Annotated in this window: 13 protein-coding genes and 1 pseudogene; 7 read left to right on the top strand and 7 right to left on the bottom strand. The window is 60.9% G+C overall.

Going from position 1 to position 14,436, the window contains the following annotated elements; all coding sequences use genetic code 11:
• Window positions 1-185 precede the first annotated feature (185 nt).
• The 3 genes from sixA to AC4PS6_RS05725 are packed head-to-tail and all read right to left on the bottom strand — an operon-like array spanning window position 186 to window position 2,015.
• Window positions 186-635, bottom strand: coding sequence for a phosphohistidine phosphatase SixA (gene sixA / locus AC4PS6_RS05715; protein WP_014717749.1), 450 nt, complete (start codon window positions 633-635; stop codon window positions 186-188).
• Window positions 632-979 (bottom strand): DUF4389 domain-containing protein, encoded by a 348-nt coding sequence (locus AC4PS6_RS05720; protein ID WP_014717748.1) that lies wholly within the window; start codon window positions 977-979, stop codon window positions 632-634. Before AC4PS6_RS05720 ends, sixA begins: the two co-directional genes overlap by 4 nt.
• A 10-nt stretch (window positions 980-989) precedes the next feature.
• The gene (locus AC4PS6_RS05725) at window positions 990-2,015 is read right to left on the bottom strand and encodes an NAD(P)H-dependent glycerol-3-phosphate dehydrogenase (RefSeq protein WP_014717747.1); all 1,026 of its coding nucleotides are present in this window, start codon (window positions 2,013-2,015) and stop codon (window positions 990-992) included.
• Between the two features lie 195 nt (window positions 2,016-2,210).
• On the opposite strand from AC4PS6_RS05725, the gene AC4PS6_RS05730 reads away from it, so the two are divergent.
• From AC4PS6_RS05730 to fabB, 5 genes are all read left to right on the top strand, one after another.
• Window positions 2,211-4,331, top strand: a complete 2,121-nt coding sequence (locus AC4PS6_RS05730; protein ID WP_317147082.1) for a TonB-dependent receptor plug domain-containing protein — start codon at window positions 2,211-2,213, stop codon at window positions 4,329-4,331.
• Window position 4,332: 1 nt separating this feature from the next.
• The gene (locus tag AC4PS6_RS05735) at window positions 4,333-5,262 is read left to right on the top strand and encodes an ABC transporter substrate-binding protein (RefSeq protein WP_020301703.1); all 930 of its coding nucleotides are present in this window, start codon (window positions 4,333-4,335) and stop codon (window positions 5,260-5,262) included.
• Window positions 5,259-7,160, top strand: a complete 1,902-nt coding sequence (locus AC4PS6_RS05740) for an ATP-binding protein (protein ID WP_014717744.1) — start codon at window positions 5,259-5,261, stop codon at window positions 7,158-7,160. The genes AC4PS6_RS05735 and AC4PS6_RS05740 overlap by 4 nt, the downstream gene beginning before the upstream one ends.
• Window positions 7,161-7,409: 249 nt before the next feature.
• A complete protein-coding gene (gene fabA, locus AC4PS6_RS05745; RefSeq protein ID WP_003190035.1) occupies window positions 7,410-7,925 on the top strand; it encodes a 3-hydroxyacyl-[acyl-carrier-protein] dehydratase FabA in 516 nt (171 codons plus the stop codon).
• Between the two features lie 11 nt (window positions 7,926-7,936).
• Complete coding sequence (fabB, locus tag AC4PS6_RS05750) at window positions 7,937-9,157, top strand: beta-ketoacyl-ACP synthase I (protein WP_003190033.1); 1,221 nt, start codon at window positions 7,937-7,939, stop codon at window positions 9,155-9,157.
• 185 nt (window positions 9,158-9,342) lie between these two features.
• On the opposite strand, the gene AC4PS6_RS05755 is transcribed toward fabB, so the two are convergent.
• The 3 genes and pseudogenes from AC4PS6_RS05755 to AC4PS6_RS05765 form a co-directional block, all read right to left on the bottom strand.
• The gene (locus AC4PS6_RS05755) at window positions 9,343-10,206 is read right to left on the bottom strand and encodes a methyl-accepting chemotaxis protein (RefSeq protein ID WP_404942496.1); all 864 of its coding nucleotides are present in this window, start codon (window positions 10,204-10,206) and stop codon (window positions 9,343-9,345) included.
• Window positions 10,198-10,968 (bottom strand): annotated as a pseudogene (locus AC4PS6_RS05760) (MCP four helix bundle domain-containing protein); the annotation flags it as partial. The gene AC4PS6_RS05755 and the pseudogene AC4PS6_RS05760, both read right to left, overlap by 9 nt.
• A gap of 96 nt (window positions 10,969-11,064) precedes the next feature.
• On the bottom strand, window positions 11,065-12,087 hold the full coding sequence (locus AC4PS6_RS05765; protein ID WP_336827077.1) for an amidohydrolase family protein: 1,023 nt from the start codon (window positions 12,085-12,087) through the stop codon (window positions 11,065-11,067).
• A gap of 139 nt (window positions 12,088-12,226) precedes the next feature.
• Here AC4PS6_RS05765 and AC4PS6_RS05770 point away from each other — a divergent pair, with 139 nt between their 5' ends.
• Together AC4PS6_RS05770 and AC4PS6_RS05775 are read left to right on the top strand one after the other, a co-directional pair.
• Window positions 12,227-12,643 carry an OsmC family protein gene (locus AC4PS6_RS05770; protein ID WP_014717741.1) on the top strand — a complete coding sequence of 139 codons (417 nt, stop codon included), beginning with the start codon at window positions 12,227-12,229 and terminating at the stop codon, window positions 12,641-12,643.
• A 62-nt stretch (window positions 12,644-12,705) separates the two neighbouring features.
• Entirely contained in the window at window positions 12,706-13,572 is an 867-nt protein-coding gene (locus AC4PS6_RS05775; RefSeq protein ID WP_054920074.1) for a pirin family protein, read from the top strand.
• A gap of 99 nt (window positions 13,573-13,671) precedes the next feature.
• Here the strand turns inward: AC4PS6_RS05775 and AC4PS6_RS05780 are convergent, their stop codons facing one another.
• Window positions 13,672-14,400 (bottom strand): dienelactone hydrolase family protein, encoded by a 729-nt coding sequence (locus AC4PS6_RS05780; RefSeq protein WP_034127198.1) that lies wholly within the window; start codon window positions 14,398-14,400, stop codon window positions 13,672-13,674.
• Window positions 14,401-14,436 lie beyond the last annotated feature (36 nt).

The following is a 14,436-nucleotide window of genomic DNA, read 5'->3' on the forward strand; positions in this document are numbered from 1 at the left end:
CGTCATCGCAGGCAAGCCAGCTCCCACATTTGGATTGCGGGGTGTCATGTAGATAGGCGTCGGCTGTCAAGCCGTCATCGCAGGCAAGCCAGCTCCCACAGTTGGATCGCGGGGTGTCAGCGAGATAGGCGTCGGCAGCAGGCCGTCGCGGGAGCAAGCGCCCTCGCCACAGCGTCGCACGATGCCTAGGGATTCTTCACACCCACCAGACTCATCAACCCCGCCAATGGAAAATCACCCTCAAGCTCCGCCAGGCTGGCCGTGTACATCGGCTGTGGCTGACGCTGATGCCCATGCTGCAAAAAACTGATCAGGCTGCCCACCAGCGGTTGGTGGCTGACCAACAGCACGTCGTCATCGCTGTCGAGTTTCTCCAGCACTCGCTGAACATCCCCATCGGGCGTCAGCCACGGCACAGTACGGATTTCGGGCTGAAACCCCAGCACATCGCGCACCAACTGCGCCGTCTGTTGCGCCCTTACATAAGGGCTGGCAATGATGGCGCCCAAGGGCTGGCCAATCAGGTGCGCAGCACTGCGCAAGACTTCGGCACGCCCATGCTCGGTAAGGTTGCGCTCGGCGTCCGTGGGTGCGTGCCCTTCAGCTTCACCGTGACGCAGAATCCATACCTTCATAGCTTCGGCTCTTCATCACGCACCGGGTGCGGTGCCGGCGGTACGCTGTGGGCCGCTTCGCCTTCGGGCGCACGTGGGGTTGGCCAATCGGCGAACGGCCAGGGCTTTTGCTCGGTGTGGAAGCTGCCGAAGCGGCCAATCTGCGCCAGGAACTGGCTGAGGCTGTCGCCAAAGTTCATCAGGCCCAGGTTCGGCGCTCCGTAGACCAGCCGGTAAATCAATTGCACCACCACCAACGCGCCGAGCAGGAATTGCGCCACCTGCCACACCAGCGCAAACACCAGCATCCACAGGATGCGCAAGACAATCGACTCGTATGGGGGGGCAGCTTTGGGATCGTTCATGACGCGCTCCTCAGTTAAAACCACTGGTGGAAATGAAGTCGACATCGGTCTTGGGCTCGGCCCGCATCAGTAACTCGATGACTTGGTTCAAGGTGCGCCCTTCGAACAGGATCGCGTGCAGCCCGGCGACCAGCGGCATGTACACGCCCACTTCCTGGGCCTTGGCCTTCAAAACCTTGAGGGTGTTGACCCCTTCGGCCACTTCACCCAGGCGCGTCACCGCCTCCTCCAGGCTCAGCCCTTGGCCCAGGGCAAATCCAACCTGATAGTTGCGGCTTTTAGGCGATGAGCAGGTGACGATCAAGTCACCCACGCCCGCCAGGCCGAGGAAGGTCATGGGGTTGGCGCCCTGGTTCACCGCAAAACGCGTCATCTCGGCCAGGGCACGGGTGATCAGCATGCTCTTGGTGTTTTCGCCCATGCCCAGGGCCACGGCCATGCCGGCGATGATCGCGTAGACGTTTTTCAAGGCGCCGCCCAATTCGACGCCGAAGCGATCGGCGCTGGCGTAGACCCGGAAAGTACGGCCATGCAGCACCGCCTGGACGCGCTCGCACAAGGCCTCGTCTTCACTGGCGACCACGGTGGCTGTCAACGCGTGCTCGGCGACTTCCCGCGCAAGGTTTGGCCCGGACAGCACGCCAATGCGCGCCTGAGGGGCGATCTCGGTGAGGATTTCACTCATCAACTTGAAGGTGTGGGCTTCGATGCCCTTGGTCAGGCTGACCAACAACTTGCCAGCCAGGCGTTCGGCGTGGGGCGCCAATACCGAACGCAAGGCGCTGGAAGGCAGCGCGACGAAGCACAGGTCGCAAGCCGTGAGGGTGTCCAGCAGGTCGGTCACCGGTTCGACGGCAGGATGAATCTTGATACCTTTAAGGTAACGGGGGTTTTCGCGATGCACGCGAATGGCTTCGGCCTGCTCGGGGTCGCGCATCCACTGACGCACCGCGTGGCCGTTCTCGGCCAGCAGGTTAGCCACGGCGGTACCAAAACTTCCGCCTCCCAGGACCGCAATAGGGCGCTGTTCAGTCATATGCAATCCGTTAATCCATACCAGTGGCGATGGCGGCATTATACGGGGCGCCCGGCTTGCGGCCAGCCCCCCTATCAATTCGCGGTTTTGTCAGAAAATGCCACGGGTGTGCGAAGTAAATGCAAGTCCGACGACTGGCAAATAGCCGCGCCTCGGTTAACATGGTCGGCTATCCGCAATTAACAAGGCCGTGCCGTGTATCTAGGCCCTCCTCCTCGCTCATCACTGTTATTGATGCTGGTGTGCGCTACCTGCGCACAGGCCGACGACCTGTTCCTCGACAGCCAGCCGCTGCCCCAGGTCTTGACCGCCACGCGCCTCAAGCAATCGGCCGCCGCCGTGCCCGGCAGCATGACGGTGATCGACAGCGAGCTGATCAAGGCCAGTGGTGCCCGGGACATCTCGGAACTGCTGCGGCTGGTTCCCGGGATGATGGTCGGCTACACCAGCGGCAACCAGGCCTCGGTGAACTACCACGGCACCAGCGCCAGTGATGCCCGGCGCATGCAGGTGTTGATCGACGGGCGCTCGGTCTACCGCGCTGGCCTGGCCACGGTGGACTGGAGCGATATCCCGGTGGCCATGGAGGATATCGAGCGCATCGAGGTCTTTCGCGGCCCCAACACCGTCAGCTACGGCGCCAATGCACTGATGGCGGTGGTGAATATCCTCACCCGCTCGCCGGCCAACAGCCAGGGTTCACGGATAAAGGTGGTCCGTGGCGAACGTGGCATCAATGACTTCTATGCCAGCCAGGGTGTGGGCTGGGAGACCGGCGATTTGCGCTTGTCCCTGTCCGGGCAACAGGACGATGGTTTTGACAGCGACGCAGCCGGCGCCGACCGCCGTGACGGGCGCCGTCTCAACCGTTTCAGCCTGGCGGTGAGCCAGACCTTGAATGGGCAACAAAGCCTCGATTGGCAACTGAACGTCAAGGAAGGCACGAACCAGCGCCCTTATACCTACACCCCGGTGTTTGCCGGGATTACCGAAGGCGGTAGCAATTCCGACGCCACCGCCAAAGACTATGCGGGCTCCCTGCGCTGGAACTTCGACTTCAACCCCGACCACAGCCTGTATATCCAAGGTTCGGCACAGCAATGGGACCGCAAGCAAATCTGGAAAGCCTGTGACGCCAAGGTCTCGTTCAGCCCGGAGCTGACCCAGCTATGGCAGCTCAACCCCAACTATGCCGAACAGCTGGCGCGGCACATGGACACCTACAGCCAAGGCTCCGCACCACCCGGCAGCGCCGCCGAACAGGCCTTGGCCAATCAGGTGCTGGGCCAGTGGCGCAACGGCGCCAACCAGAGCGTGTGCGGCGATATCGACCAGAGCGCCCGTGAAAGCCGCTACGACGTGGAGATTCAGGACACGCTCAGCCTTTCCGACAGCCTGCGCCTGGTCAGCGGCATGAATTACCGCTACGACCGCGCCGACTCCGAGACCTACTTCAATGGCACCCTGGACGACACCACCTGGCGTCTGTTCGGGCATCTGGAATGGCGCGCCAGCGAACACTGGCTGCTGCAAGGTGGCGCCATGTACGAAGACACGCACCTGAGCGGTAACTCGCTGACGCCCCGTGTGGCGGTCAATTACCTGATCAACCCCCGCCACGGCTTGCGCGCGGTTTACTCCGAGGCGATCCGCTCGCCGGACATGTTCGAGAACAACGTCAACTGGAGCTACCGTGTCACCAATCTCAGCTCCCCGACCTACGGGCAAAACGCCGGGCAATATTTTGTCGTGACGCGCGGCCCCGGCAACCTCGACAAAGAGTTGATGCGCTCACGCGAGCTGGGCTACAACGGCTTCTTTGCCGAGCTGGGGCTGAATGTCGACGTGAAGCTGTTCTATGACGAAATCACCGACATGATCAGCTCGCCGCTGCGCAACAACCAGTACATCGCCAGTAACGCCAACAGCTCGCGCTTCACCGGTGCCGAGTCACAGTTCGACTGGCGCGTGAGTAGCGCCGACCGCCTGCGCCTGACCTATGCTTATGTAGACGCCACCTCCAGCAACCCGCTGGACAAAGCGCAAACCGCGCGTAACAGCGGCTCGGCCGGTTGGCTGCGTGAATGGGGCCAGGGGTGGTCCAGCGCCTTGTTCTACTATGGCGACGACGCACTCAACCAATATCGCTTCCAGCGGGTCGACCTGCGGGTGGCCAAGCGCATTGCCGTAGGCAAAACCAACGTGGAGCTGGCGGGCATGTTGCAACAACGCCTGGATAACCAACCCACCACCTGGGCGGACAACAACTACGACCATCGCCACGTTCTCTACTTCAGCGCCGAGCTGGACTTCTGACATGGCCGATCAGTCACGGATGACACGCCTCCTGGTTTCACGATTGTGGCGCCGCGGCCTGCTGCTGGCGTGCCTGCTGCTGGCAGCGCCGGCCTGGAGTGCCAGCATCCTGCTCACGGCCGCCGAGGACGGTGCCGGTGTGCGCGCCTTTACTCAGGCCCTTGCCCAACAGCGCCCCAACGACCAGGTCAGCTTTACCCCCCTCAACGAGTTGCCGGCGCCCAGGGACTTGCCCGCCAGCACCCGTTTGATCCTCCTCGACCTGCCCGGCCTCGACTGGCGCCTGCAGGATGCCCAGGGGCCGCCCGCTCTGGTGTTGCGCATCAGCCGCCTCCAGGCCCGGCAACGCCTGGGCAACACGCACCCGGCGAAAATCAGCCTGCTCTGGAGCGACCCACCGCTGGAGCGTCAGTTGCGCCTGATCGTCCATATCCTGCCCCAGGCCCAGCGCGTTGGCGTGCTTTACGATGCCGGCAGTGAGTTCCTGCTGCGCGAACTGATGCAGGCCGCCAAGCCCATCGGCCTGGAAATCGTGCCCCAGCTCTGGGACAACACCAGTGACAGCCGCCCGTTGCAAAACCTGTTCAAGAACAGCGACGTGCTACTGGGCCTGGACGATCCGAACCTGTACAACCCCAAAACCGTAAAAAACCTGTTGCTGAGCAGTTACGCCCGACAACTGCCGTTGGTGGGGCCCAATGCCGGCTTTGTGCGGGCCGGCAGCCTGGCCAGCACCTACAGCGATCAGGCCGACTGGCTCGCCGTGCTGGACCATCTGCTGGACCAGCCGCCGGCCAATTGGCCGCACACGCTCTACCCTGAACACTTCAAAGTCGTGGGCAACCCGCAAGTCGCACGCTCACTGGGCATCGAACAGGTCGATGAAGTCGCCGTTGCCGCCCGCTTGGCCGAAGGAGAACAACGTCCATGACCTTGCGTCGTCGTTGGGATATCAACACCCGCACCCAGCTCATTACCCTGGGCCCCGCGCTGCTGTTGACCCTGCTGCTCATCACCTTCTTCACCTTTGTGCGCATCCAGGATTTGCGCCAGGAACTGGACCACACCGGTCAATTGATCGCCAACCAGCTGGCGCCCGCCACTGAGTACGGCGTGATTTCCGGCAACAACGACGTGCTTGAATCCCTGCTGCGTGCAACCCTGGCCACGCCCCATGTACGCTTCCTGGAGATCCAGGACAGCGCCGAGAACATCCTGGTGTACGTGGAGCAGCCGTCCGAGCGACATGATCGCTCGCTGTCGGTGAAGGTGTTCCAGGCACCGATCCGCCTGCAACACATCCAGCTCAACAATGACTTTTTCCAGGACAACCTCAACGAACCCAAGGCCCCCCGCGCGGACTACCTGGGGCGGGTGATCGTGGGCATGTCCAATGATGCGTTCAGCCAGCGCCAGCAGGAGATCCTGTTCAAGGCCGGGATCCTGGCCTTGTTCGCCCTGCTGTTTACCTTCCTGCTGGCGCGGCGCTTGTCGGCGAGCCTGTCAAAGCCGATCAGCGCCATGGGGCATGCGGTCAAGGCCATCCAGCAAGGCGATTACAAGACGCCACTGCCCATCGTCGATGACTCGGAACTGGGCGACCTCTCGCGGCATATCAACAACCTGGCCGAGGGCCTTCACCAGGCCAGTCGCGAACAGCAACAAGCCATGGCCCAGTTGATCCAGACCCGTGAAGAAGCCGAGCGGGCGAACAACGCCAAGTCGGATTTCCTGGCGATGATGAGCCATGAACTGCGCACGCCCATGAATGGCGTGCTGGGCATGCTGCAACTGCTGGAAACCACCGAGATGACCGAGGAGCAGACCGAGTATGCGGCGCTGGCTTCGGAGTCTACCGAGCACTTGCTCAAGGTGATCAATGACATCCTCGATTTCTCACGCATTGAACGCGCCGCACTGGAGCTGGAGCATATTCCGTTCAACCTGGCGGACCTGATCAGCAGCTGCGCCCAAGCGTTCCAGCACAGTGCCCAACAGCGCGGGCTGAGCCTGGAGTTGCCCATCCCCATGGGCCTGGAAGCCCTGCGGGTGCGCGGCGACCCGACGCGGATCCGTCAGATTCTGGTGAACCTGATCGGCAATGCATTGAAATTTACCGAACATGGCAGCGTGACCGTCGAGCCCCACTGGCAAACCCTGGACCATGAGTTGCTGTGGTTCACCTGCACCGTGCGCGACAGCGGCATCGGTATTTCTGCCGAACGCCTGGATTTGATGTTCGATGCCTTCCAGCAGGCCGACAGCTCCATTTCCAGGCGTTACGGTGGCACGGGCCTGGGCCTGCCGATTGCGCGCACCCTGGCCGAACGTATGGGCGGCACCTTGCGCGCCCAGAGCGAAGAAGGTCGAGGCTCAGTGTTCACCTTGGAGATTCCGCTGGCCATTGACCAGCAGCATGTGCCGGTCGCCGCTCCTGATGCGCTTGGCAAAGCCAGCGCCGGCGATGGGCGCCACGTACTGTTGGTGGAGGACAACCCGGTCAACCGCACCGTGGTCGAAGCGATGCTGCGCAGCCTGGGCTTCGAAGTCAGCCTGGCCACGGACGGCGCCGAGGCGATCCGCAGCGCCGAGAGCTTGATTTTCACCGCCATCCTGATGGATTGCCGCCTGCCCTTGATTGATGGCTACGAGGCCACGCGGCAGATTCGCCAACTGCCTGGCTGCGCCGATCTGCCGATCATCGCCCTGACGGCCAACGCCTTGCAGGGCGATCGCGAAGCCTGCCTGGCAGCCGGAATGAACGATTACCTGGCCAAGCCGTTCAAACGCACGGATTTGCAGCAAATCCTGCAGCGCTGGGTGCAATAGCGCCGCGCCATCAGCCAACTGCGACTGGCGTGAAAGACGAAAGTGGGGCAGTCTTAGGCACCCGAACGGGCTGATAAACAGGCCCGGTTTAAAATTTCAGTGAACAAGTGTACATTCAGTGCCTTGCCGCTGTGACTTTCACTACAACGCAATAGTCTATGTGTAGGCTGCCGCTATGAGGCATGAACGCTTCATTCGGTTCGGGAAGATTTGCCCAACCCTGCCGCATGGGATTATTGAGGAGCTCGCATGACCAAACAAAACGCCTTTACTCGGGAAGACCTGCTGCGCTGCAGTCGCGGTGAGCTGTTCGGCCCAGGTAACGCGCAACTGCCCGCCCCGAACATGCTGATGGTGGATCGCATCACCCATATCAGCGAAGAGGGTGGCAAGTACGGCAAAGGTGAATTGGTCGCCGAGCTGGATATCACCCCTGACCTGTGGTTCTTCGCTTGCCACTTCGAAGGCGACCCTGTGATGCCAGGCTGCCTGGGCCTTGATGCCATGTGGCAGCTGGTCGGTTTCTACCTGGGCTGGCAAGGCCTGCCGGGCCGCGGTCGCGCCCTGGGTTCGGGCGAAGTGAAGTTCTTTGGCCAGGTACTGCCGAGCGCCAAGAAAGTCACCTACAACATTCAAATCAAGCGCGTCCTCAAGGGCAAGCTGAACCTGGCCATCGCCGACGGTTCGGTGACTGTCGACGGTCGCGAGATCTATACTGCCGAAGGCCTTCGGGTCGGCGTATTTACTTCCACTGACAACTTTTAAGGGTTATCCGCATGCGCCGCGTCGTTATCACTGGTCTGGGCATCGTTTCTTGCCTGGGCAATGACAAAGAGACCGTCACCGCTAACCTGCGTGCAAGTCGCCCTGGCATCCGCTTCAACCCGGAATATGCCGAAATGGGTCTGCGTAGCCAGGTTTCCGGCTCCATTGACCTGCCCCTCGAAGAACTGATCGATCGCAAGATCTATCGCTTCGTCGGCCACGCTGCCGCCTACGCCTACCTGGCCATGAAAGACGCGATCGCGGACTCCGGCTTGAGCGAAGACCAGGTTTCGAACGTACGCACCGGCCTGATCGCCGGCTCCGGCGGCGCATCGACCCTCAACCAGATGGAAGCGCTGGATATCCTGCGCGAAAAAGGCGTGAAGCGCGTCGGCCCTTACCGTGTCACGCGGACCATGGGCAGCACCGTTTCCGCTTGCCTGGCTACGCCATTCCAGATCAAGGGCGTGAACTACTCGATCTCCTCCGCATGCGCCACCAGCGCCCACTGCATCGGGACTGCCGTTGAGCAGATCCAACTGGGCAAGCAGGACATCGTATTTGCCGGCGGCGGTGAAGAAGAGCATTGGAGCCAGTCGTTCCTGTTCGACGCCATGGGTGCATTGTCCACCCAGTACAACGAAACCCCAGAAAAAGCCTCCCGCGCTTACGACGCCAAGCGTGACGGTTTCGTCATCGCCGGCGGTGGTGGCATGGTGGTGGTCGAGGAGCTGGAACACGCCCTGGCCCGTGGCGCGAAGATCTACGCGGAAATCGTTGGCTATGGCGCGACGTCCGACGGCTACGACATGGTTGCGCCAAGCGGTGAAGGCGCCATCCGCTGCATGCAGATGGCAATGTCCACCGTCGACACCCCAATCGACTACCTGAACACCCACGGCACCTCGACCCCGGTCGGCGATGCCAAGGAAATGGAAGGCGTGCGTGCGGTATTTGGCGACAAGGCTCCGAAAATCAGCTCCACCAAGAGCCTGTCGGGTCACTCCCTGGGCGCCGCTGGCGTTCACGAAGCGATCTATTGCCTGCTGATGATGGAAGGCAACTTCATGGCCGGCTCGGCCAACATCGACGAGATTGATCCGGTTGTGGCTGATATGCCGATCCTGACCAAGACCGTTGAAAACGCCAAGATCGACACCGTGATGAGCAACAGCTTTGGTTTTGGTGGCACCAATGCCACCTTGGTACTCAAGCGCTGGCAGGGCAAGTAAGCCCGCAGGTTGATCACACGAAAAAGCCCCGACTGGTTCGGGGCTTTTTTTTGCGTTTGATTTGAAACCGCGTCGCCTTCATCGCAGGCAAGCCAGCTCCCACATTCGACCGTGCTCACCTTGAAGAAACGCGGTCCAGTGTGGGAGCTGGCTTGCCTGCGATTGGGCCAACCCGGTTCCCCGCCCTACACCGAAAACCGCGCCACCATCGAATTCAGATCCACCGCCAACCGCGACAACTCCTGGCTCGCTGCACTGGTCTGATTGGCCCCGGTCGATGTCTGGTGCGCCAGGTCGCGGATATTCATCAAGTTACGATCCACCTCCCGCGCCACCGCCGCCTGCTGCTCCGAGGCACTGGCGATCACCAGGTTGCGTTCGTTGATCAAGGTGAATGCCGAGGCAATCTCTTCCAGGGCCATGCCCGCCGATTTGGCGATATCCAGTGTGGAGCGCGCCCGAGTATTGCTCTGCTGCATCGAGCTGACAGCCTGGTCGGTGCCCTGCTGAATCCCGCTGATCATCTGCTCGATTTCCTGGGTCGACTGTTGTGTGCGATGAGCCAAGGCCCGCACCTCATCGGCTACCACCGCAAACCCGCGCCCGGCATCCCCCGCTCGCGCCGCTTCAATCGCCGCGTTCAGTGCCAGCAAGTTGGTTTGCTCGGCAATCGAGCGAATCACATCCAGCACTGTGCTGATGCCATAGACCTTTTGCGCCAGCGCTTCGACCTGGGTCACATTGGCGGTCACATCGGTGGCGAGGGCTTCAATCGAGACCACCGTCTGCTGCACCTGCTCACGCCCTTGCTGGGCAATGCGGTCGGATTCGCGAGACGCCTGGGACGTGGCCACGGCATTGCTCGCCACCTCCTCCACCGCCACCGTCATCTGATTGACGGCCGTGGCCGCCTGTTCGATTTCCTGGTTCTGCTGGTGCAAACCACGGGTCGCATCCTCGGTGACGCAACTGAGTTCTTCGGAAGCCGACGCCAATTGGTTCGATGATTCTGATATGCGCCGGATAGTGTCGCGCAAGCTCTCCTGCATGCGCTTGAGCGCCTGTTGCAAGCGTGCCGGCTCGTCGCTGCCACTGAGCCTGATGTCGCCCGTCAAGTCGCCACTGGCAACGCCCTGGGCCACTTTCAACGACTGTGCCAGCGGCAGCACGATGCTGCGCGTCAGCCACACCGCCAGGCCAATCGTGATCAACGCCGTGACGCCAATCATGACTATCACCCAGACCCGCGACTGGCTGAACACGTGTTGTGCCAGCCGGGCGGCCTCGTTGGCGCTGGACTTGTTCAGATTGACCAACTCACGCAGCGTCACGGCCATCTGGTCGGCCATCTGATTCATTTCGCCATTGACCACCGCAATGGCCTCCTCCAGCCGATTGGTCTTGGATAAGCCCACCACTTGCTCCTGGCGTTGCAGGTACTGCTGCTCCTCGACCTTGAAGCGATCAAACAGCACCCGCTCCTCAGGCAAGACGATCAACGCCTCGTACACGCCTTCAGCGTGGTGCAAACCGGTTTTGATCTCGGCAATTTTCTGCTCATTCTGTGCCACTGCCTGGGGGTCACGGTTGACCAGCAAGCGCAACGTCAGCGCCCGAATGCGCAACACATCCTGGTTCATCTCCCCCACCGCCATCACGCTGGGCAGCCAGTTGGTCTCCACCTGGTCCGACTGCTGGCGCATATTGGCCATCTGCAACAGCGCAAAGCCGCCCAAGACGAACACCATCAACGCCAGCACACCAAAGCCCAGGCCGGCGCGAGGGGCGATATTCAAACTGCGGATATTCATGCCAGGGTTCCTTCCAAAAGTACTGCATCCACCTGCAGCGGGTCTCTTGGACGTTATCGGCACCTGAGGTCATGAGCATAAGATCAAAACGCGATATCAACGCGCGTCGCCATCGCGATGCGGCTTGGGCAGGATGGCGAGGAAGTTGTCGCGCGCAACCTTGTGGGCAACGTCTTCGGGCAACGCATCGAGGAAAGGATCGAAACGGCGCATCTCCTTGCCCAACTTATTGAAGCGCCCCACAACATCGGAGCCGAGCATGAAGCGATCCGGGAAGCGCTCCACCAGCGCAACCCATTGCGGCCGTGGCTTGCCAGCGTCATCCAGCAGATAGGGCGTGAGCATGCTCCAGGACAGGTCGATATACAGGTTGGGGTACGCCTCAAGCAGGCGCGTCAGGGTAGGCAACAAAAAGTCCATCTGCACCTGATGACGGTGAATTTCCTTGCTGGTACCGGCATGGGCCCAGATAAAACGCGTGTGCGGGTGATTGCGTAACGGCTGCTCGACTTCCGCCAGGTACAGCGGGTTGCGCTCACGTTTGGAGGTGATGTTGGAATGCAGCAGCACCGGCAGGTCGTTTTCGGCCGCCAGGTGGTAGATGCGCGTCATGGCTTCGTTATTGGCACGCGGCGTGTCGCCGGAAGTCAGCGCGGTGAGGTCATCATGGCGGGTAAACACTTCACCGATGCCCTGCCACAGCCCAGGGTTGAGGTCGAGCATGCGCTGGATGTGGGCGGCGGAGTTCTTGTCGTTGGGATTGAAACCGGCGAGGAACGGGTGAAAGTGCTGGCGTTGCGCAGGAGAAAGTTTATTCACTGCCGCCGCGACGATCACATCCGTGGCGCTGTACCAATAAGCATCGGCGTCGTCACCGGCGTAATAGCGCGGACGCTTGGGCTCGTCTTCGTGCCATTTCTTGGCCACGGGAATCCCGGAAATCATGACGTGCTCAATGCGGTTGTCCGCCATGGCCTTGAGCAGCTTGTCCATGCCGGCGCTCTCCTGAAAGAAATCCACGTAATGCAGGTGCGCGTCGCTGTAGGCATAGTCACGGGCCTGCGCGGCAAGGCTGCTGATGGCAAGCAACAAGGCAAGACTCAGGCGGGTTCCAGACACGGTAAAACCTCAATATGGGCTGATACGGGTAGACCTTGCGCCAGCCTTCAGGGTTCAGCATGGAAAAAACCGGAACACTGGAGTGCCAGCATGCTCTATAACTGCATGACCTTCATCCTGCGCCCTTATGAGGTTTGCCATGCCTGTTACCGTCAATACGCTGAACGCCGAAAACTTTCGTCACAGCGTGAATATCAATAATCACGAGCTGTTTACCGACCTGCCCAAGAGCCTGGGCGGTGACGATTCGGCGCCCTCCCCCCACGATTATTTCGATGCTGCGCTGGCGTCGTGCAAAGCTTTGACCGTGAGGCTCTACGCGCAGAAAAAAGCTATCCCGCTGACCGGCGTGACCGTGGAGGTCACTCACGACAGCGCCGAAGAGCAAAAGGGTAAATACAAGCTCAACGTCAAGCTGACCCTCAAGGGCGTACTCACCGACGCCCAGCGCGATGAACTGCACCGCGTCGCCGATAAATGCCCGGTACATAAGCTGATGACCACTGCCGAAGTCACTATCGAGACGAAATTGTCGGAAGGTGCCTTCAGCCAATAGCCCCACCTTCCCATCGAGCGGGTTATGCTCAAAGCATCCAACCCGCTCAGACTGGGATGCCCATGACCACTCTCACCGTGATTCGCCCTCGCCCCGAAGATGTAGAAGGCCAGCCTATCCTGCGGCCCCTGCCCTCGCGTGAATGCCGCAGCGTCGGGCCCTTTGTGTTTTTCGACCACATGCTGCCGACCCGCTACGCACCGGGTAACGGCATGAATATCCGCCAGCATCCCCACATCGGCCTGTCCACCCTTACTTACCTGTTTGAAGGCACCTTGCAGCACAAGGACAGCCTTGGCTCGGACCAGGTGGTGCAAGCCGGCGATGTCAGCTGGATGACCGCCGGCAGCGCGATTGCCCACGTCGAGCGCACACCTGAAGCGGTCAAGGCCAGGGGGTTCAACCTGCATGGCCTGCAGGTGTGGCTGGCCTCGCCCAAGGACCACGAGACCGGGCCCGGACACTACAGCCATCACCCAGCGGCGAGCTTGCCGATAAGCGATAACCTCGGCGTGCAGGTGCGTTTGATCGCCGGTGATGGTTTTTGCCTCAGGTCACCGGTGCCGGTACTGTCGCCGACGCTGTATGCCGAGGTACAGATGCAAACCGCCACCACCCTGTTGATTCCTGATGAACATGAGGAACGTGCGGTGTATGTGCTGGAGGGTGAGGTGCAGTTGGACGGTGAAGCCCTGGAGGTGAACAGCTTGGTGGTATTGCCGACTGGGCAGGAGATGACCCTGTATGCCGAGAGTGATTGCCACCTGATGGTATTTGGCGGGGCTCCGCTGGATGGGCCACGACGGATCAACTGGAATTTTGTGGCGAGCGACCCGGCGGTGATCGAGCAGGCGAGACAGCGTTGGGCGGCTGGGGATTGGCCCACTGTGCCGGGGGAGTCAGAAAGAATCGAGTTGCCTGTGAAATAGCTATCGCAGGCAAGCCAGCTCCCACATTTGATGGGTATACACATTTTAGAATGTAGGAGCTGGCTTGCCTGCGATGGCGTCCGATCAGGCGCTGAGAAATCAGCCCTTGAACACTTCATCCAACAAGTTATGCATCGACTGGAAAGCCCGCGCAGCGGTCTTGGCGTCGTACATCATCTTGCCTGGCACATTGGCATGGGGGTCGGTGAAGGAATGCACCGCACCGCCGTAGCTCAGCAACTGCCAATCCACACCCGCCGCGTTCATTTCATCTTCGAACGCCGGCAGTTGCTCTTTGGGCACCAACGGGTCCGAGGCGCCATGCAGCACCAGCACTGAACCCTTGATGTTCTTCGCGTCTGCGGGGTTCGGTGTATCCAGAGTGCCATGGAACGACACGGCAGCCTTCAGCGGCGCGCCGGTACGGGCCAGTTCCAGGGAGCAGCAACCGCCAAAGCAGAAGCCGAAGGTGGCCAGTTTCGACGTGTCCACCGCGGCTTCAGCTTGGCCTTGCAGTTGCTCGAAGGCGGCTTGCATGCGCTTGTTCAGCAACGGACGATCATTCTTCAACGGCATCATCGCCGCGCCCGCTTCATCGCCATTTGAAGGACGTACGTTTTGCCCGTAGAGGTCGGCAATCAGCACCACGTAGCCTTTGCCGGCAACGGCCTTCGCGATCTCTTCGGCCCCCGCACTCACGCCCATCCAGTTCGGCGCCATCAGCAGTCCCGGCAACGGGCCCTTGTGGCTGGCATCGAATGCCAGACGGCTTTCATAAGACTGGCCATCAATCTGATAGACCACGGAACGTACAGTGACTTGGCTCATGATTCACTCCAGTTGAGGTGCGCACAAACGAAAAAA

The sequence above is a fragment of the Pseudomonas sp. DW-iso17 genome (assembly GCF_058725345.1).